This window comes from Aliivibrio logei, assembly GCF_001691055.1.
In the GTDB taxonomy this organism is placed as follows: domain Bacteria; phylum Pseudomonadota; class Gammaproteobacteria; order Enterobacterales; family Vibrionaceae; genus Aliivibrio; species Aliivibrio salmonicida.
Map to the genome: position 1 here is coordinate 23,120 of NZ_MAJU01000024.1, position 20,459 is coordinate 43,578.

General features: G+C 38.3%; 16 protein-coding genes. 2 read left to right on the top strand and 14 right to left on the bottom strand.

The genetic code is table 11. From position 1 onward, the window contains the following. Positions 1–388: 388 nt before the first annotated feature. Both groL and A6E04_RS15785 read right to left on the bottom strand, forming a co-directional pair. Positions 389–2,026 carry a chaperonin GroEL gene (groL, locus tag A6E04_RS15780; RefSeq protein WP_065611826.1) on the bottom strand — a complete coding sequence of 546 codons (1,638 nt, stop codon included), beginning with the start codon at positions 2,024–2,026 and terminating at the stop codon, positions 389–391. A 91-nt stretch (positions 2,027–2,117) separates the two neighbouring features. After that, on the bottom strand, positions 2,118–2,405 hold the full coding sequence (locus A6E04_RS15785; protein ID WP_017022481.1) for a co-chaperone GroES: 288 nt from the start codon (positions 2,403–2,405) through the stop codon (positions 2,118–2,120). Positions 2,406–3,194: 789 nt separating this feature from the next. Here A6E04_RS15785 and A6E04_RS15790 point away from each other — a divergent pair. Then, complete coding sequence (locus A6E04_RS15790) at positions 3,195–4,535, top strand: MATE family efflux transporter (protein ID WP_065611827.1); 1,341 nt, start codon at positions 3,195–3,197, stop codon at positions 4,533–4,535. A 393-nt stretch (positions 4,536–4,928) separates the two neighbouring features. Further along, entirely contained in the window at positions 4,929–6,461 is a 1,533-nt protein-coding gene (gpmM, locus tag A6E04_RS15795) for a 2,3-bisphosphoglycerate-independent phosphoglycerate mutase (RefSeq protein WP_065611828.1), read from the top strand. 402 nt (positions 6,462–6,863) lie between these two features. On the opposite strand, the gene galE is transcribed toward gpmM, so the two are convergent. From galE to A6E04_RS15850, 12 genes are all read right to left on the bottom strand, one after another. After that, positions 6,864–7,871, bottom strand: a complete 1,008-nt coding sequence (gene galE, locus A6E04_RS15800; RefSeq protein ID WP_065611829.1) for a UDP-glucose 4-epimerase GalE — start codon at positions 7,869–7,871, stop codon at positions 6,864–6,866. A 361-nt stretch (positions 7,872–8,232) separates the two neighbouring features. Next, entirely contained in the window at positions 8,233–9,186 is a 954-nt protein-coding gene (locus A6E04_RS15805) for a DHH family phosphoesterase (RefSeq protein WP_065611830.1), read from the bottom strand. A 331-nt stretch (positions 9,187–9,517) separates the two neighbouring features. Continuing rightward, positions 9,518–10,684 (bottom strand): nucleotide sugar dehydrogenase, encoded by a 1,167-nt coding sequence (locus A6E04_RS15810; RefSeq protein WP_065611831.1) that lies wholly within the window; start codon positions 10,682–10,684, stop codon positions 9,518–9,520. A 193-nt stretch (positions 10,685–10,877) separates the two neighbouring features. Beyond that, positions 10,878–12,812, bottom strand: coding sequence for a polysaccharide biosynthesis protein (locus A6E04_RS15815; protein ID WP_065611832.1), 1,935 nt, complete (start codon positions 12,810–12,812; stop codon positions 10,878–10,880). 125 nt (positions 12,813–12,937) lie between these two features. Beyond that, positions 12,938–13,498, bottom strand: coding sequence for a sugar transferase (locus tag A6E04_RS15820; protein ID WP_065611833.1), 561 nt, complete (start codon positions 13,496–13,498; stop codon positions 12,938–12,940). A gap of 353 nt (positions 13,499–13,851) precedes the next feature. Then, the gene (locus A6E04_RS21350; RefSeq protein WP_175365439.1) at positions 13,852–14,007 is read right to left on the bottom strand and encodes a hypothetical protein; all 156 of its coding nucleotides are present in this window, start codon (positions 14,005–14,007) and stop codon (positions 13,852–13,854) included. Positions 14,008–14,593: 586 nt separating this feature from the next. Continuing rightward, positions 14,594–15,514, bottom strand: a complete 921-nt coding sequence (locus A6E04_RS15825) for an NAD-dependent epimerase/dehydratase family protein (protein ID WP_065611834.1) — start codon at positions 15,512–15,514, stop codon at positions 14,594–14,596. Further along, positions 15,511–16,254, bottom strand: a complete 744-nt coding sequence (locus A6E04_RS15830) for a glycosyltransferase family 2 protein (protein ID WP_217491215.1) — start codon at positions 16,252–16,254, stop codon at positions 15,511–15,513. Before A6E04_RS15830 ends, A6E04_RS15825 begins: the two co-directional genes overlap by 4 nt. A gap of 5 nt (positions 16,255–16,259) precedes the next feature. Beyond that, positions 16,260–17,519, bottom strand: coding sequence for a protoporphyrinogen/coproporphyrinogen oxidase (locus A6E04_RS15835; RefSeq protein ID WP_065611836.1), 1,260 nt, complete (start codon positions 17,517–17,519; stop codon positions 16,260–16,262). Continuing rightward, complete coding sequence (locus A6E04_RS15840; protein WP_083199050.1) at positions 17,516–18,301, bottom strand: glycosyltransferase family A protein; 786 nt, start codon at positions 18,299–18,301, stop codon at positions 17,516–17,518. The genes A6E04_RS15835 and A6E04_RS15840 overlap by 4 nt, the downstream gene beginning before the upstream one ends. Positions 18,302–18,303: 2 nt before the next feature. Further along, positions 18,304–19,368 carry an EpsG family protein gene (locus tag A6E04_RS15845; RefSeq protein WP_065611837.1) on the bottom strand — a complete coding sequence of 355 codons (1,065 nt, stop codon included), beginning with the start codon at positions 19,366–19,368 and terminating at the stop codon, positions 18,304–18,306. 94 nt (positions 19,369–19,462) lie between these two features. Beyond that, positions 19,463–20,329, bottom strand: a complete 867-nt coding sequence (locus A6E04_RS15850; protein WP_065611838.1) for a hypothetical protein — start codon at positions 20,327–20,329, stop codon at positions 19,463–19,465. Between the last annotated feature and the right edge of the window lie 130 nt (positions 20,330–20,459).

The window sequence follows — 20,459 nt, forward strand, 5'->3', positions numbered from 1 at the left end:
CTGTATTGTGACCGCTAAAATTACAGCGACAAAGAACGGTTCTCCCCCTTAATTGCTAGGGTTATGAGGTCGGTATAATCAATATAAGGGGGAGTTAGAGGGGGTTGCTCATGTTTCCTTAATTATGAAGATAAATTCAAACCCATCACTAACAACCCTCCTAACCTCCCCTTATATCAACATCCTCAATCTCAATAAATCATCAATCAAAGGGAGGGAACTGTATTGTATTCGCTGAAATTACCAACAACTACAATCGGCCCCTCCCCCTTAGTAAGGGGGAGGCTGGGAGGGGGTGATCTTTCTACACGCACAAAAAAGCCGAGACATCTCTGCCTCGGCTTTTCAAACAAATTACACTATAAAGCGAATCAGTTTGTGGGGATGATTACATCATACCGCCCATTCCACCCATGCCGCCCATATCTGGCATAGAAGAACCTGAATCTTGTGGCTTATCAGTGATCATTGCTTCTGTTGTGATCATAAGACCCGCAACTGATGCAGCGAACTGAAGTGCAGAACGCGTTACTTTAGTTGGGTCAAGAATACCCATCTCGATCATGTCGCCGTAAACGCCTGTTGCTGCGTTATAACCGTAGTTATCTTCACCAGCGCGAACGTTGTTAGCAACAACTGAATCTTCTTCACCTGCGTTTTTAACGATTTGACGAAGTGGTGCTTCCATTGCGCGAAGTGCTAAACGGATACCCACAGTTTGCTCTTCATTGTCACCTTCAAGGTTAACAACCTTAGATGCAGCGCGGATAAGTGCAACACCACCACCAGCAACAACACCTTCTTCAACGGCAGCGCGAGTTGCGTGAAGTGCATCTTCAACACGGTCTTTCTTCTCTTTCATCTCAACTTCAGTAGCAGCACCGACTTTGATTACTGCAACACCGCCAGCCAGTTTAGCTACACGCTCTTGAAGTTTTTCTTTATCGTAGTCAGATGTCGCATCTTCGATTTGTTGACGAATTTGAGAAACACGGCCAGAGATAATAGTCTCATCACCCGCACCATCGATGATAGTTGTTGTTTCTTTCGTGATAGTTACACGCTTCGCTTGACCAAGATCTTCAAGAACTACTTTTTCAAGGTCTAGACCGATCTCTTCTGAAATTACAGAGCCCGCAGTTAATGCTGCGATATCTTGTAACATTGCTTTACGACGGTCACCAAAACCAGGGGCTTTAACCGCTGCAACTTTAACGATACCGCGCATGTTGTTCACAACTAGAGTAGCAAGCGCTTCGCCTTCAACATCTTCAGCGATGATTAGAAGAGGACGAGATGCTTTCGCTACGGCTTCAAGAGTTGGAAGCAATTCACGGATGTTTGATACTTTTTTGTCAACAAGCAAGATGAATGGGCTCTCTAGATCAACAGAACCCGCTTCTTGGTTGTTTATGAAATATGGAGATAGGTAACCGCGGTCGAACTGCATGCCTTCAACAACGTCTAATTCGTCTTGAAGAGCTTGACCTTCTTCAACAGTGATAACGCCATCACGACCTACTTTTTCCATTGCTTCAGCAATAAGGTTACCAACAGTCGAATCAGAGTTTGCAGAGATAGTACCTACTTGCGCGATAGCTTTTGTATCAGCACATGGTACAGACAGCTCTTTAAGTGCTTCAACGGCAGCAATGACTGCTTTGTCGATACCACGTTTAAGATCCATTGGGTTCATGCCAGCAGCAACGGCTTTTAGGCCTTCAGCAATGATTGCTTGAGCAAGAACTGTCGCCGTTGTTGTTCCGTCGCCCGCCGCGTCATTCGCTTGCGAAGCCACTTCTTTAACCATTTGTGCGCCCATGTTTTGGAACTTGTCTTCAAGCTCGATTTCACGTGCAACAGAAACACCATCTTTAGTGATCGTTGGTGCGCCAAATGATTTATCTAAAACAACGTTACGACCCTTAGGACCTAATGTTACTTTTACCGCATCAGCCAGAACGTTTACACCTTCTAGCATTTTGATTCGTGCGTCATTACCAAATTTAACGTCTTTAGCAGCCATCTTTACTTTCCTTTTTAAATTCTTTTCTTAATATCGCTTTTAGTATCGAAAATAGCAGAGTTCGAAAATCGAATTACTCAACGAGTGCTTATTATTCAACAATAGCCAGAATGTTGTATTCAGACATGATCAACACTTCTTTACCGTCGATCTTTTCTGCCTTGATGTTACCTTCTGCGAAGATCACTGAATCGCCTACTTTTACGTCTAATGGCTGTACAGAACCATTTTCTAAGATGCGGCCATTGCCAACAGCTAGAATAATACCGCGAGTTGATTTCTCAGCCGCTGAACCTGTTAATACAATGCCGCCCGCAGATTTTGATTCAGCTTCTTGGCGTTCAACGATCACTCGGTCATGTAAAGGACGGATATTCATTGCTCGTATCTCCTGATAATGTTCCATTTAAGAATAAAGTGCCATGATTTGGCTTTGGTTTATTAATGGGGTTTTTTGGGGGGGATTGCAAGGGCTTATGGTGCAAATATTTAAAGAACTAGAGGCTATACTTACCAACCCCTCCTAACCTCCCCCTTATATCAATATTTCCAATATCAACAGTGCCTCTATCAAGGGGAGGAACTGTATTGCGAATACTGTAATCACAACGACAAAGAAGGTTCCCCCCTTAAGTACTATTTTGATGAGACCTACATAGTCAATACAAGGGGGAGCTAGAGGCGGTTGACCATATTTTCTTAATTATGAAGGTACATTCAAACTCATCACTAACAACCCCTCCTAGCCTCCCCTTATATCAACATTTCCAATCTCAACAGTGCATCTATCAAGGGGAGGAACTGTATTGCGAATACTGTAATCACAACGACAAAGAAGGTTCTCCCCCTTAAGTACTATTTTGATGAGACCTACATAGTCAATACAAGGGGGAGCTAGAGGGGGTTGATAATATTTTCTTAATTATAAAGGTAAATTCAAACTCATCACTAACAACCCCTCCTAGCCTCCCCTTATATCAACATTTCCAATCTCAACAGTGCATCTATCAAGGGGAGGAACTGTATTGTACGTGTTGTCACAACAACGATCACCTCTGGAATCTGCCCTTCTTAGCCCTTCGCTTTTCCTCGCCCCTCGAGCGCAGCGTCCTCGAATCTCATCCCTATTTCCTATACACTACTCATCCCACCACAATGCGAGAATGTCATGCAAGATAAACACGGTTTACTCACTCAACCCATCGCAGACATCTTATTAAAACTGACAACACCAATGGTGTTTGGCATGGTGGCGATATTACTTTTCAACCTTGTTGATACTTTTTTCATTTCTCTTTTAGGCACAGATGCGCTTGCAGCGGTCAGCTTTACCTTTCCAGTGACGTTTGCTGTTAACTGTATCACGATGGGTATTGGGGTTGGGCTATCAGCCTCTATTGGCCGCTTATTAGGTCAAGGCAACAGTCGTCATGCCGCACAACTCACGACTCATGCCTTAATACTCGCCATTGGGTTAATCATCATCGCTTGCGTCATTGGTTTCTTTACCATTGATCCACTTTTTCGTTTACTTGGCGCTGAAGACAAACTCATTCCATTGATCCACCAATATATGTCGATTTGGTATCTCACCATTCCGCTGCTTGTTATTCCAATGTCGAGCAACAGCGCTATTCGAGCAACCGGCGATACCACCACACCCGCCAAAATTATGATGCTGGCAGGATTGATCAACGGCATACTCGACCCATTACTTATCTTTGGTTATGGCCCTTTTCCTGAGTTGGGGATAAAAGGCGCGGCTATCGCCAGTGGCATCAGTTGGTTTGGGGCTTTATGTGCCTCTTTTTATGTACTAACCCACAAAGTAAAACTACTTGCTCTGCCGAAGATGTCATCACTATTTAGTGATTGGAAGCAAATACTTTCGATAGGAACTCCTGCCGGTTTATCGACCGCGTTAAACCCTATTTCAGGGGCCATCTTAATGATGATGCTTGCCAGCCAAGGAACCGTTGCCGTCGCATCTTATGGTGCAGCGCAACGAGTCGAATCATTAATGCTGCTTGTTATGATCTCTCTCACCTCAGCATTAAGTCCTTTTGTGGCTCAGAACCTAGGAGCAAAACAGCCAGAAAGAGTCAAAGAAGCCATCTTTCTGGCCGTAAAATTTTCCGTATTATTCCAATTATTTCTTTATATTTTAATTGTTCCATTAAGTATTCCGCTGTCCCACTTATTTAGTCAGGATGGTTTAGTCCAACATGGATTATGGATGTATCTAATTTGTGTTCCGTTCAGTTATGGATTTCAAGGCATCATCATGGTGCTAGTCAGTAGCTTAAATGCGATGCAAAAACCGTTACATTCTTTCAGTTGGAGCTTCATGCGATTATTTATATTTACGCTTCCAACCGCATGGGTTGGTAGTCATTATTATGGTATGGAAGGCTTATTTATAGGCATTGCTATAGGGAATGTACTTGGTGGTACCACGGCTTGGATTTACATAAAGCGCAGTAAGTTACTAGAGACGATAAGCTCTTAGGGTTCAGAGGTGATCGTTGGAATTATAGCGACAAAGAATGGTTCTCCCCCTTAATCGCTTTATTTATGAGATCGACATAGTCAATACAAGGGGGAGTTAGAGGGGGTTGGTTATGCAATATTTACGTTGTGCCAATAAATCAAACTTCATTACTTACAACCCCTCCTAACCTCCCCTTATATCAACATAGCTAATCTCAACAATACATCTGTCAAGGGGAGGAACTGTATCGCGATTGCTGTAACCACTACATTCACCTCTAAATTCTGCAAGCGAAGCGTTCTAGTCTCTAGCTAGCGCAGCGTATAGTTTCTGGCCCCTTTACTCACTTTGTAGTAAAATTACACAAAGTTATTTATTCGAATTTATTAAGTTATTGACGAGGAACACCTTATGTCAGCTAAAAAGCCTATGGCTCTAGTTATTCTTGATGGTTACGGTCACCGTGAAGCTCAAGCAGATAACGCAATTACAAACGCAAACACTCCAATTCTTGATGGCCTAATGGCTACTCGACCAAATACACTGATTTCTGCATCTGGTATGGACGTTGGTCTACCTGATGGTCAAATGGGTAACTCTGAAGTTGGTCATACCAACATTGGTGCAGGCCGTGTTGTGTATCAAGATCTCACTCGTATCACTAAAGCTATTTCTGATCGTGAGTTCCAAGAAAACGAAACACTGGTTAACGCTATCGACAAAGCGGTTAAAGCAGATAAAGCCGTTCACATCATGGGCCTTATGTCTCCAGGTGGCGTTCACTCTCATGAAGACCACATCTACGCAGCAGTAGAAATGGCCGCTGCACGTGGCGCAGAAAAAATCTACCTACACTGCTTCCTAGATGGTCGTGATACACCACCACGTTCAGCTGAAAATTCACTGAAAAACTTCCAAGAACTATTCGCTAAATTAGGTAAAGGCCGTGTTGCTTCTCTAATTGGTCGTTACTACGCAATGGACCGTGACAACAACTGGGATCGCGTACAAAAATCTTACGACCTAATGACAGAAGCAAAAGCAGTATTTACTTTTGATTCGGCTGTTGAAGGTCTTGAAGCGGCTTACGCTCGTGAAGAAAACGATGAGTTTGTACAAGCAACTGAAATCAAAGCAGAAGGCGAAGAATCAGCAGCAATCGTTGATGGCGATGCCGTTATCTTCATGAACTACCGTGCTGACCGTGCTCGTGAAATTACACGTGCATTCGTTCCTGATTTCGATGGTTTTGCTCGTAACGTATTCCCAGCAATCGATTTTGTTATGCTGACTCAATACGCAGCAAACATCCCTCTTCTTTGTGCGTTCTCTCCTGCGTCTCTAGAAAACACGTACGGCGAGTGGTTATCTAAAGAAGGTAAAACACAGCTACGTATTTCTGAAACTGAAAAATACGCACACGTTACTTTCTTCTTCAACGGCGGTAAAGAAGACGAGTTTGAAGGCGAAGAACGTCAACTTGTTGCTTCTCCAAAAGTAGCAACTTACGATCTACAACCTGAAATGAGCGCACCTGAGCTAACAGAAAAATTAGTTGCAGCAATCAAATCTGGTAAATATGACGCTATCATTTGTAACTTCCCTAACTGTGACATGGTTGGCCACACTGGCGTATACGAAGCTGCTGTTAAAGCAATGGAAGCTCTAGATGAGTGTATCGGTAAAGTGGTTGAAGCTATCAAAGAAGTTGATGGTCAAATGCTTATCACTGCCGATCACGGTAACGCTGAAATGATGATCAACCCTGAAACAGGTGGCGTTCACACCGCTCATACTAACCTTCCAGTTCCTCTTATCTACGTAGGTAGCAAAGAGATTGAATTTAAAGAAGGCGGTAAACTGTCTGACCTAGCTCCAACTATGCTAGCGCTAACTGATACAGCAATTCCTGCTGAAATGTCAGGTGAGATTCTTTTTAAATAAGAGTTTTAGATAGGCGATAAATTAAAATGCCCACAGGTTTTATGGCCTGTGGGCATTTTTTGTTTTAGGTTTCAGGAAAAGCGTAGAACAAGTGCAAGAGTTCAGAGGGAGGTGCTTTGACTCTTTGCTCCTCCCCCTTAATAAGGGGGAGGCTGGGAGGGGGTCAAGAACTAACAGCATATAAATCAAGTTAACTATGCACTCGATTTCACCTTCATCGTAACAACCCCTCCCTAAGCCTCCCCTTATTAAGGGGAGGGAACGTATTGCACTCGCTGAAACCACAACGATCCCCCTTAACTCAGCAAGGGAGCCTGCGACTGATCTAAACCCTGATCTTTCTTTTAACCTTTAACCATAGAACGACTGGACCACTCTTACCCCACTAGCACTCTTTCGCTCTTAATACCCTTTTGGATTATTTGACTGCCAGCGCCACGTATCTTCTGTCATATCATCAAGAGACAACTTCGCTTCCCACTTCAGCTCTTCACGCGCTTTAGCAGGATCAGCCCAGCACTCTGCAATGTCACCCGGACGACGTGGTGCTATTTTATGAGGAACAGGAACGCCAGCCGTTTTAGAGAAAGCTTCTGCCATCTGTAAAACACTGTAGCCTTTACCTGTGCCTAAGTTATAGATATGAAGACCCGCTTCTTTACCTTTGTATTTCAGAGCCGCTAAGTGACCATCAGCCAAATCAACAACATGAATGTAATCACGAACCCCGGTTCCATCAACGGTTGGGTAATCATCACCAAATACAGATAAAAACTCACGACGACCAACAGCTACTTGTGAGATGAAAGGCATTAGGTTATTTGGAATGCCTTGTGGATCTTCACCCATGGTGCCTGATTTATGAGAGCCAACAGGATTAAAGTAACGCAATAATGTCACGCTCATTTCAGGGTGCGCTTTTTGAATATCAGTTAAGCACTCTTCAACAATCAACTTACTACGTCCATACGGATTAGTTGCTGATGTTGGGAAGTTTTCATTAATTGGTACAGATGCAGGGTCACCATAAACGGTTGCTGATGAGCTAAATACAAGGCTGTTAACCCCCGCTTGACGCATCGCTTCAACTAATACCAACGTACCTGAAACATTGTTATCGTAATACATGATTGGTTTTTCAACCGATTCGCCCACCGCTTTTAAACCAGCAAAGTGAATAACACTATCAATTTCATTTTCAGCAAAGATGGTTGCTAAGATTTGAGGATCACGAATATCACCCTCATAAAATTTAGGCTTTACACCAACCAAAGCTTCAATGCGATCAAGCACCACTTCTTTACTGTTGTATAAGTTATCTAGAATGATTGGCGTTAAGCCCGCTTCAATCATTTGTACACATGTGTGGCTACCGATGTAGCCCATGCCGCCAGTGACTAAAATATTCATTTTGTGTCCTAATTATTATTTTTTAAAAGCGAGTAGTATCCGCTTCAATATTCAAAATATTATAAATTTGTTAAATAAAATTCAGATTGCTACGCTCGCGGAATTCAGAGGAGGTCGCTTTTGGCTTTTAGCTCCTCCCCCTTACTAAGGGGGAGGCTGGGAGGAGGTCAAGAATGAACAGCGTATAAATCAAGTGAATTATGCACTCGATTTCACCTTCATCGAAACAACCCCTCCCTAACCCTCCCCTTATAAAGGGGAGGAACAGTATTGTAATCGTTGCAACAACCACGACCAATCCGAGTTCTAATCTCGCTTTTGATCTTCCTGAAACCTGAATCCTACGCTTTTGCTTTACGCTCTAATATTTACTCTCAACCACAGTAACGAACTCTGCAATTGACTCTTTCGGCAACGCATTAATTCCTGCCGCGGCTTCACGTCCACCACCGGTTGCAAACGAGCTACAGATCTCTCCTGCATCTTGTTTATTATTCAGCGGCGCTCGCAGTGACACCATATACGTGCCATCGGCATTTTGCGTTAATACCGCATGTGCCGAGTTCGGGTATTTATTTGCGAGAAGATTACCATATACCCCACTAATACGACGAGCCCATGCTTCATTTGGCAGTTCAAATACGCTCAATTTCTCACTTTTGTACTGAGCTTCAATCGATAATGCATTATCCATATCGGATAAGTACGCCTTTTTAAGCGTATAAAACGGAGACTCTGTATCAGCGATCAAATCAAAAGGGGATGGATACTTTAACAACGCTTGATACAACTCGGCCGGTTCAAAATGCAAATCCTCAACCCTCGCCCCATAACCATTATAGTTAATTAATGTCCCCAATTCTTTAAGCTCTAACTTTTGCTTTAAAGAAAATCCAGCAGCTTCTGCAAGCTCGTCGGCTTTTGCTATTAAGTTATCACCATAGGCTGCGGTAATTGCCCAATCATGGAATTGACCGCCGAGCAGATTATCAATAATCAAGGCAGTGCACGCATTCGCATCTAAATCGATATAAGCCGATAAATTATTATGCTCAGGAATATCACCAGAGCGGTGGTGATCGACATAAAACACCGTCGCGCCAGATTCTAAAATGAGCTTTAGGGCTACGATGTTCTTTTCCATCGAGAGATCTAAAATAGTGACATTATCCCCTGCTTGAGGCGTAATATTTTGAACCAATTGGATATCACGTTTAATACCCGTCACTAAGATAGATTCTTGTGGATAAGCAAAACGAAGTTGAAGAAGTGCAATAATGCCATCAGCATCACCATTGAAAATATCGTAGTTCATATACCAATCCATTGTTATTTATTTTCTTTGGATAATATAGCATGACTAGAAACCGCATTCAGGCCGCTGCAGTTACAAGACTCAGGGAAACGCTTTTACTCATCCCCTTTATCAACATTATCACTCGGCAGCATCATTTAAATATAAGGGGAAGTTGGGAGGGGTTGATTATGCATAACTAGAAACGATACGTTGTACTACTAGACCGCTTCTAATAAGAGCAAAAAAAAGCGGATACAACCAAATCAGTCATATCCGCACTCTTTTAAGCTCTTACTCGCCGCTATAGGACGAAGTCCGTCCTCGTCTCTCGGAGCGAAGTGCCCTGCTTTTAATCACTACCAAACAAATCGCGGGTATACACTTTGTCTTCAACGTCTGCGAGTTCTTCCATCATACGATTTGATACGATCACATCAGAGACTTGTTTAAATTCATTCAAATCTTCAATAACACGCGAATTAAAGAAATCCGCTTCTTTCAAGACAGGTTCATACACAACCACTTCAACCCCCTTGGCTTTCAAGCGTTTCATGATGCCTTGAATTGAAGAAGCTCGAAAGTTATCCGATCCCGCTTTCATAATTAAACGATAGATACCCACAACGTTAGGGTTGCGCTTCATGATTGACTCAGCAACAAAGTCCTTACGAGTGCGGTTTGCATCTACAATCGCGCCAATAATGTTATTTGGGACTTCTTGGTAGTTTGCTAATAACTGCTTGGTGTCTTTTGGTAAGCAATATCCGCCATAACCAAACGAGGGATTATTGTAGTGATTGCCAATTCGAGGGTCTAAACCAACACCTTCAATGATCTGACGAGCATCCAACCCATGCGCTTCAGCGTAAGAGTCTAGCTCATTAAAATAAGCCACACGTAAAGCCAGATACGTGTTAGAGAACAACTTCACCCCTTCCGCTTCTGTTGAGTGCGTTAATAAAACATCGATATTCTCTTTAATCGCCCCTTGCACCAATAAATTAGCAAACACTTGCGCACGATCAGATTGCTCACCCACAATAATGCGAGAAGGGTGAAGATTATCAAACAAAGCACGACCTTCACGTAAGAACTCAGGTGAAAATATAATGTTGTCACACGCTAGCTCTTGCTTAATACGCTCCGTATAACCCACAGGAACAGTCGATTTAATTACCATCACCGCATTTGGGTTAATCGCCATTACGTCTTTAATCACCGCTTCAACTGAACCTGTATTAAAGTAGTTAGTCACGGGATCATAATCAGTTGGTGTCGCAATAATGACATACTCAGCCTCTTTGTATGCCAGTTCTTTATCGAGCGTTGCTATTAGGTTTAATTCTTTATTGGCAAGAAAGTCTTCAATCTCTACATCTGAAATCGGTGACTGCTTATTGTTAATTAGCTCAATCTTTTCCGCCATGATATCAACCGCAATCACTTCATTATGCTGTGCTAATAGCACTGCATTTGAAAGGCCAACGTAACCTGTACCTGCAATGGCAATTTTCATTATTGTTATCCTTAGGGGAATTTAACTGAATTGATTATAATGCAAAGAGAGAGGTAGAACAAAGGGCTCCTCTTGAGACGAATTTCGACCTAAAGGATCCGCTTCAAAAGTTTAAGAACACTATATCAGTGGTCTTGAAATTTCTTAATCAATTAATTGTATCTTTAGCCAAGCATTCAATAGAACATAAGTATCAAATCGCAGGCGTCTGTTCTTGAGCCTTCCAAACTAAATCACCAATGCCATCAACAGGAGAAAATCCAGTTGGTGCATCAATTAATAATTGGCGAATCATTTCATGATCAAAGTCATGACAAGCAGAATCTAATTTATCTAATAAATTATTATATTCAGCAAGGGGTAAGAAATCTTCTTGTGCTGTCATAATCCGTTCATGAGCAGTAGAACCGACATTATCACCAATCAATAATTCTTCATACAGCTTCTCACCTGGACGTAAGCCCGTATAGTGAATCTCAATATCACCGTATGGATTCGCTTCATCTTTCACTTCTAAACCAGAAAGACGAATTAAATTTTTTGCCAAATCAACTATTTTTACTGATTCGCCCATATCAAGTACAAAGACATCCCCACCTTTACCCATTGCCCCCGCTTGAATTACTAGTTGCGCGGCTTCTGGAATCGTCATAAAGAAACGAGTTATGTCTTCATGCGTAACTGTTATTGGGGTTCTATTTTCAATTTGACGCTTAAATACTGGAACAACAGAGCCTGACGATCCTAAGACATTACCAAAACGCACCATACAAAAACGCGTACCTGCTGTAGCATCTTTCTCTCTAATCGCATTTTGTTGTTCAGCCAATGCTTGCAGCCCTAACTCTGCCATACGCTTGGTTGTCCCCATGACATTAGTTGGACGAACGGCTTTGTCGGTAGATATTAATACAAACGACTCTACTTTTGCCTCAATGGCTGCACGTGCGGTGTAGTTAGTACCAAAAATGTTATTACGCACGCCTTCAACCACGTTGTATTCAACCAACGGCACATGCTTATACGCCGCGGCGTGATAAATGGTTTGAACTTTAAAACTTTCCATTACTTTAGTTAAACGATTTATTCGCTGAACAGACCCCAATAATGGAATAATCTGGATATCTAATCCTTCAGCCTCAATCAATAAAGTGAGTTCTCGATCTATTTGATATAAAGCAAACTCAGATAACTCAAACAAAACTAACGCTTTTGGTTTATTACGAACGATCTGACGACATAACTCAGAACCAATAGAGCCACCCGCCCCAGTCACCATCACCACTTTATCTTTAATGTTTGCTTCCATTAATGATTGCTGTGGAGCAACGGGATCACGCCCTAATAGATCATCAATAGAGACATCTTTTAACTCATCAATACTTGCATTTCCTGCAACGATGTCTGACATTTCAGGAACCGTTAAAACCTCTACTGGCAGTAAAGAAATGGTATCTAACACTTCTTTACGACGACGACGAGAAGCACTTGGTATCGCAAGTAATATTTGTTTTACACCATGTTTACTTATGATTTTCTCAGCACACGCTGTGGTATATACATATAGCCCCATCATCATGGTATTTTGCAAAGTAGGATCTTCATCTACAAAACCAACAACTTTGTGACTGTCTGATTGACGAAGCGCTAATGCAAGCTGACGACCTGCACTACCCGCTCCATAAATTAAGACAGGATTACCTGCTTTATTTGATGATTGCGCGATTAGACTGCGTACAATTAAACGACTTCCACCAACACTAATAGCTAAAAATGCACCATAAATAATAGGAACAGAACGAGGAATTGCCGCATCAAACCAAAAGGCTAAACTCGCCATTGCAATCGCAGAGATGAGAGTTCCGAATCCAACTAAAGCGAGGACATGTAAACCAAGATATCGCAATACAGCTCGATAAAGACCTAGCTTAGTAAAAATCAACAAGGTAATAATAATCGTACTACCTAAAACATATTGACCTTCTATTGAAGGTAAAGCCTCAAACTTTCCAATACGAACCCAATAAGCTCCAAAAAAAGAAAGAGCAATAAAAAAGAAATCAATAACTAAGCTGATAAGACGCTTTTTATAGCGAGAGAGTGACCAAATTACGCTTAAATTAGACATAATAAACCGTTTATATTTTTATAAGAAAAATCAGCAAAATGAATGATACGGATTAGAAACAAGAAATCCCAGAAGTTATAGTGAATAAATCACTGTTCTGGGATTTTAAATTTGTTTCACGCAAATTATTTTACTGCATCACCAGAGCCACTGCCAGTTGCTGTCATGATGATGTACTTGAAATAATCTTTAATCGTTAAAGTATCAATCATCTGTTTGTCAGTTTTGGCTAACAATTGTGGTGTAGACATATCGATATTTTTCACTTGAGCTAAACCAGTAACACCAGGCAGAACATCGTATACACCTAGAGTATCACGTTCTTTAATTAACTCTTCTTGGTTAAATAAGTTTGGACGCGGGCCTACTAAGCTCATTTCACCTTTTACGACATTAATCAATTGCGGTAATTCATCTATTTTGGTTTTACGTAAAAAGTTACCTAATTTAGTAATTGATGCGTTATTTGCTAAATGACTAGCTACTGATTTGGTCTCAACTGACATAGTACGAAATTTAATAAGCTTAAATGGTTTTTTATTACGTCCAACACGCTCTTGAACGAAGATTGGCGAGCCCGTATCAAATAAGCCAATAATAGTAACAATCAATAAAATTGGAAAGGTAACAATCAGCCCTCCCAAAGCTATTAAAAATTCGAGAGGGCGGATAAATAAATTATTCATAGCTTTTCATTCTCTTAGTTTATGATTTTAAAGCCATAATGTTAGCTTCAGATAGCCCTATTTTTAACGCGATCGTTTTAATACCCAACACAACTAACAAGCTCAAGTCATGTATATTCCCACAGCAAAAACCTGAACACTTTTCAACCAAATAACAATTTTCCTCTGTACCCATCACTAATTAATGATTTCATTTGAGCAAAATTCACACTGTCTTTTTCTTAATTTTTCTTAATTTTTCTTAATTTTTCTTAAGTAAATTAAGCGCTACATGCCGAAAATGAGCAAAGTTTCGGCCACTATTACCAAGTAAGATTTGGCATTCATCTTCGTCACATATTGACATTTAAAGATCAATGCATAGATTCCACACCCCAATCTTCTCTCGCTAAATAAACGAAGCTTTCAGCATCTAACTCTGCTGAACTAATGTAATAACGAATACTAATTTCGCCTGCTTTATCATCACCTTTCATAGAATGAGATACAGCAACACCAAGTGTTTTCAACTAAGACCATTTAGTGCTAAATCAACAAATTCATCAAAGGCCTCACAAGCGAAGTACATTCTTTTCTCTTCCCTGTGCTTTTTCTTCTGTAGAATAACTTGAACCATCGTACTCACTTAAAATGGAAACATTTAAGTGTAGATTGAACGCTTCGTTTAATCTACCTTTGTTTCCTTTAACTGCAAGTAGATAATCTCATTTTTTATCCATTACTTGCTGTATAATCCTTACTCGACATCCCATTGTATCTTTAATATCTACTAATTTTAATAGCTCGGGGATCGCAGTGATCTCGTTCTATTTATCTTCCGTTTTCACTTATCCGAGGACAAAACCCATACTCACGGTTCTGAGAATGGTATCATGGCTTTGTATATCGTTTTCAAACTATCTAAAGTTACGTAACCATTCTAGATTACATCCCCCAAAGACTTCTATCTTTTCCATCCTTTGCTTTAGAAAAGTATAAGCTCAGACATTCATAACGATTAGTAGATTTTTTGAATTTTTCACCTAGGCTTCTGAAATACGAATTTTATATATGCACCAGCCCTGTGCGACGAGGTGATTAACATTTATGAAAATATCATTTTTCAGATAATTTTTGCAGTGTTTCAGCCATTGAAAAAGGAGGGGTCCAATTTAGTAATTTCCGCGCTTTACTTGAATCAACTTGAAGGTCACCAACAAGCTGGTCAATTTTATCTTGCTTACCCGAGATAGTTTTTAATACTCCAAAAATAAAGTCAGGCACTGGCAACTGCCATAATTTTTTATTTAAACCTTTTGCTGTCGCATTGGTAAGCTCTTTAATGGATATATCTTGACCATCTGAGATACAAAAAATTTCATTCTTTGCTCTAGGGTGCTCAATACATACTGAAATAAAATCAACAATATTATCAATAGAAATAAAGCTACGCTTATTTTTGCAAAGGCCAAATGGCAATATAGGCAGCTTATTAACTATTTTAACTAATGATCCGAAGTTACCAGGAGCATTGACACCATAGACTAAAACAGGCCGAATAATAACAATCTCCAAGCCTGTTTTTTCTGCTATTTTTATCAATTCAACTTCTGCTTTTGCTTTTGACTGAGTATATTCAAATTTTACCGATATAGGCGATTGCTCATTAAAACGTTCATTATTTAATGTTTTGTTCCCAAGCACACCAATAGAGCTTATAAAAATAAAGCGCTTTACGCCTGCATCAGCAGCTTGCTGGGCAAGATTGATAGTTCCTTTTACATTAACTTCATTGATGTAATCTGGATCGTTGGAATTGTTGTGGGCAACAGCAGCAAGGTGGATAATTACGTTTACACCTAGTAAACATTCTTCCCAATTTGATTTACTGTTAATCGCAAGCTCAAAATACTCCTGTACCCCCATTTTCTGGCAATTGCTTGCTCTTCCTTGACCAACAATAGTATGCTGGTACTTTAAGGATGTAGCTACAGATTTACCAATAAAACCATTTGAACCCGTTATCAGTATTTTCATTTATATTTAAACCACATCACATTTACAAAATATCTAAAGCATAAATAAATCGTTTTGAATAACCCTATTTTTTCTTCATTTCGATATATATTCCAAAAAAATAAAATTAATTTCTTCTTATTAGATGACACTGAATTTTCCATTCTTCGATAAGTCGCTAATTTTGTATTTAAAGAATGAACGACATTTGACTTTCTTAAAATTTTAAGCCATAAAGCAAAATCTTCATGCCCACAATTAGGGAAAAACATACCATCAATTAGATCTTGATGTAGTATTACCGTCAAGCAACCAATAGAATTGTTAGTTAACAGCTGAGCATAATCAACTCTACTTGGTGGTGTATAAGAGGATTTTAGGTTTCCTTTCGAGTCTACAATACTATAAGCAGTACAACTAAACTTAAAGTTATTCCTTTGCATAAAATCCAACTGCTTCTCTAACTTCTCTTCATGCCACAAATCATCAGAATCAAGGAATGCTATATAGTCACCATGGGCATGCTTTAAACCTACGTTTCTTGGTTCTGAAGGGCTACCCGAATTTTCAGGAAGACAAAAATATTTAATTCTTTCATCCTTATATCTTTCAACTAAATTCGCAGTATTATCAGAAGAGCAATCATCAACTATAATTAACTCCCATTTTTGATGAGTCTGATAAATTACAGAATTAATACTTTCTTCAATAAATCGCCCACAGTTATATGCAGGCATAATGATTGAAACCAAACGACTCACGTTATTCAACTTATTTTTTCAGCTAATTCGATAGCATCAACCATTGAGTCTTCTATTGAGCAATACTTCCAATCACCATATCGACCAATTGAATAAATATCATGTTTCGACAATTCATTAAAAGTAATCTTTTTAATGTCGTTAGATTCTTCACTTACATGCACATAAGCAGGGTCCATAATAATAGAACAATACGACACAAGCTCATGGTCAGTAATTACATTTGTCTTTTTGAGTGAATCAAGCGTCAAGGTCAGCTGTTCCTCTATATTAACTTCATCTTCTGGTTGATAACCAATTTCTACGTACAAACTCAAACGATCACTTTTTAAAATATTATCGTAGAAACCAATGCGATAGAAGTTAATATCTTCTTGTGGAAAATATAACCAGTGCGTATCCTTAATATCAGATTTTTTATTAAAACCTAGATTAAACACGAGTACTTTATTATAACTTAGAGCCTTAGCATTAGACTGAATAACTGGATCACTTACCAATTTCATAAAGCTATTCAACGGAGAACTATTAATAAGTTGCTCAAATTTAATTTCTCTGTGGTTTGTTTTTGCGACTTTTTCATTTAAATCAATTGATACAACAAACTCGTTTAAAGCTATATTGTCTTTGGGTATTTCAGACGCTAGTGCGTCGACAAAAACTTTAGCTCCTTTTTTTGGGTATAAAAAACTAGAGTTATAACTTGCAACAGACTGCTTCTTAAATGAACGAATTACTTGTTCCAAGTTCGCATATGGGAAAAATCTTCCCATTGCATCGACATCTAATTCGTTAAGGTCACATGCATAAAGCTTTTCGTTGTAAGGTTTTAAAAAGTATTCAGTGATCGATTTACCAAATTTAGCATAAAGCATATCAAGAAAAGAGGTATACACGGCTTTGTCTTCTCTAAAATATAAATCGTATAAACACTCTTGAAATTTATCTTTAGAAAGTTGATGTATATTAGATTGAAACGGAAAATCAACAAAAGCATCATCAAAGAAAACTTTTGTTTCTTTCGTTCTTTCAACTAGTTCACTTGGATCAATCTTCTTTTTGAAAAAATCTTTTAATGTATCGGTTGCAAAATGAAAAAAATGCCCAGCAAAATCCCATACAAAACCATCTTGGTATATCGTTCGACAGAAGCCTCCAAGTTCATTCTCTTTTTCAAGAATCAAATAATCATCACTTTTAACAAAATTAGCAAAAGCTAAGCCAGACACACCACCACCAACAATTAGATATTTCACTTTACTCATTTTTTATGTTCCATCTTATAATCTAAAGAGCCGTTTATCATTAATTTCAAGCAGCCTAGAAAACTAAATTTACTCTTATAGACATTATACTTCTTAATAGAAAATGCCACATCAAATAACAGACCTTTTAAACCGAATAGACGATAAAATGCAGCTCCTTTAGACGATAATAGAGCCTCGTTAAAATCAGTTCCAGAGCTTTCCGCAGGGTGCACAACAATAGGAACCGGTATATAAATACATTTTAGACCTGCATCTAAGGCATCTTTCAAAAATATTATTTCATCATGAACACGATATTTACTACCTAAGCCAAACTCTAAATCAAGCTTTAAACCTTTATCAATAATTGCTTTTCTTTTAAAAGTAATTTCAATAGACGCACATTTCAGTATGCTCATATCTGTGTGTGTTATTTCGTTTTTTATATAACCAGTTTTAAATGGAGTACCTTCTGGAGTTTGAATTTGGAATGTTATAAGATCTGCATCAGGATACCTTTCATATGCGTCCTGAATAATTTCCTCATAGTTCCCCAAGTAACTAACATCATCATCAGCAATAATACAGATATCACCGGTTGCATTTTTTAACGCCATATTTCGGCTATTTGAACTACCTCGAAGTGTATTTGAAATCATTCTAATACCGTCTTTTGACTCATCCTTTTCAAAATCACATTGATTAATGAGTAAAACATCACCTTTTATAAACTTACTTTCCCAATTGATATCATCAATACTATTTTGGAACATCGTTGCCATTAATATTTCAATTTTCATTCCTAACTCCAAGTATAAATAACTTCAGCCTTTGACATAATATACAGCTCCCACACTAAAAATAGTGCACCATACAGCAGGTAAATTAACGATAAAATAACTTTATTTTTACTGTACTCCATAGCTTTCGCCAGTATTAATAATTCAACGATAATAAACACTCGACTAGCTCTGGATGCAATTCTTAAGTCATAGCTACAAAGTGCATAGGTAACTATACCGATAAAAAAAGTGTTTAAAATGATTTTTTCATAGTTAGACAACATTGTGAAACGAGGAAATATAAAAGCAAGTATAATGGTCACAAAAATAATTCGAAATACAACAGGTGTTATAAAGCCACCTGTACTATGAGAATTTGATAAATAAAACTGAAGCTTCATAAAAAAAGAATGATGAAATAGACTCAAATTTAAAATATGTGTAGATAAATTACCTAATATAAAGAATAAAAAAACTATAACTCCCACCACATACTGTTTTTTAGTGAACCTCATATATTTCAATAATAAAAATGCAACTAATGGTAAAATAGCAATAGAATGCATAGTCAAAGCAACTGAATTTATAATAAAGAAACGTATTTGCTTGCGCTCTATATACCTTAAAGAAAACATAAATAACAACATTGCTAATGCTTGTCTCATTTGCCCATAAGGGCCACGAAAAAAATAAACTAACAATAACAACAAAACAAACACAAGGGGATATCTCAATTCATGCGTGGCTATTAAGTATGTTAATAAACAAATACTAATAGCATATAAAAAGTTAAAAGTATTAAAACCACCTCCTATTTTTTTAACAAAAATAATTGCCACTTGAAACCCTGGCTCAACCCACCCACTAAAAGAAACACTTTGGATATTATCAAATATATTTTTATAATTCTGTAAATCCCAACCTCTATCTCTTAATAATAATAATAACAACATTAAAAATATGGGAATAAAAACAACATTTTTAGCAAACCCTATACGAGATGACGTATGGCATAGCATTAGAGATGCAGAGCCTATCACTGTAAATGCAATGTAGATAAAATTAAATTTAGTCAATACTTCCATTTTGTTATAATAACCCATTATTTTTTTAATTATTTTTTTTAAAAATAAAGTAAAATATATATCTTACGTAGAGGTTGAGTTCTGGATAATCACTCTAGATTCGAATAAATTCGACATTATTTAATGGCATATATTCTTGAACACTAGATCCATGATGATAGATCACAACATCCTTATAATTTTTTGAAAGTTTCAGAATAAATAATTCAGCAGGGATACAATTGCTAACAAATTCCACTTTAGTAAAATAGGCACTAAACGTATTTTCTTTCAAATGAGGGTGGAGCTTAACAAACGCATGCCCATGATTATTTTCAAAATTTTGCAAGATTTTCTGATCTACATCATAGGAAGTTATATAAAGTTCAACTTTATCCCCTCTAGTTACGCTTTCTTCATTAAATTCATACAAATCGCATAATTCATCATAATACTCCTTCATATAATCTAGTATGGATTGAGATAATAAATTAACTTCAAAACTTTTCTTCCAGCCATGGACTTTTATATACAACTCAGGATTGAAAACATACACACCATTACAGAACCTGCTTCCTCCAAAATAAGTCGCTATGCCGAATTTTTCTAATAACCTTTTTTTAAATCCATTAAGGTATATGTCATTACGATATGTTCCAATCCCTTCCTCATAAACATAAATACATTTACACCCCGATAACACTTTAAACATGAAAATATACAATGCCAATCGGGTACCAATATCACCATCTATATATAATTTTTGAGGTTTACGTAATGCAGCAAGAAAAAAAGACTGGAAGCGGTTAGCAACAAAAAACACTTTTGCCCAGCGCTTTTGTTTTTTCAAATTTTCAAAAATACCGCGTGCATTAAAGAACATATCGGTAACAAAAACCTCTGAGCTTGGCTCTCGGTTATTAATTATTTCAGCTACAGATAACTGCAAAGGTTTAGAAATGATATATACAGATTTAGACACAGTAAACTCTCAATGTGAAATAAAAATAAAACTATCCGCTAGTTTTTAGCACAAAATGATGTGCGTAAGCAGTTTATACAAAACTATAATCATACAATATTCGAAAACAATTAGTGCATAAGGTAATAAC

Excerpts from the sequence above, each read along its gene's own strand:
- groL (WP_065611826.1), bottom strand. The coding sequence starts at position 2,026 with ATGGCTGCTAAAGACGTTAAATTTGGTAATGACGCACGAATCAAAATG.
- A6E04_RS15785 (WP_017022481.1), bottom strand. The coding sequence starts at position 2,405 with ATGAATATCCGTCCTTTACATGACCGAGTGATCGTTGAACGCCAAGAA.
- A6E04_RS15790 (WP_065611827.1), top strand. The coding sequence starts at position 3,195 with ATGCAAGATAAACACGGTTTACTCACTCAACCCATCGCAGACATCTTA.
- gpmM (WP_065611828.1), top strand. The coding sequence starts at position 4,929 with ATGTCAGCTAAAAAGCCTATGGCTCTAGTTATTCTTGATGGTTACGGT.
- galE (WP_065611829.1), bottom strand. The coding sequence starts at position 7,871 with ATGAATATTTTAGTCACTGGCGGCATGGGCTACATCGGTAGCCACACA.
- A6E04_RS15805 (WP_065611830.1), bottom strand. The coding sequence starts at position 9,186 with ATGAACTACGATATTTTCAATGGTGATGCTGATGGCATTATTGCACTT.
- A6E04_RS15810 (WP_065611831.1), bottom strand. The coding sequence starts at position 10,684 with ATGAAAATTGCCATTGCAGGTACAGGTTACGTTGGCCTTTCAAATGCA.
- A6E04_RS15815 (WP_065611832.1), bottom strand. The coding sequence starts at position 12,812 with ATGTCTAATTTAAGCGTAATTTGGTCACTCTCTCGCTATAAAAAGCGT.
- A6E04_RS15820 (WP_065611833.1), bottom strand. The coding sequence starts at position 13,498 with ATGAATAATTTATTTATCCGCCCTCTCGAATTTTTAATAGCTTTGGGA.
- A6E04_RS15825 (WP_065611834.1), bottom strand. The coding sequence starts at position 15,514 with ATGAAAATACTGATAACGGGTTCAAATGGTTTTATTGGTAAATCTGTA.
- A6E04_RS15835 (WP_065611836.1), bottom strand. The coding sequence starts at position 17,519 with ATGAGTAAAGTGAAATATCTAATTGTTGGTGGTGGTGTGTCTGGCTTA.
- A6E04_RS15840 (WP_083199050.1), bottom strand. The coding sequence starts at position 18,301 with ATGAAAATTGAAATATTAATGGCAACGATGTTCCAAAATAGTATTGAT.
- A6E04_RS15845 (WP_065611837.1), bottom strand. The coding sequence starts at position 19,368 with ATGGAAGTATTGACTAAATTTAATTTTATCTACATTGCATTTACAGTG.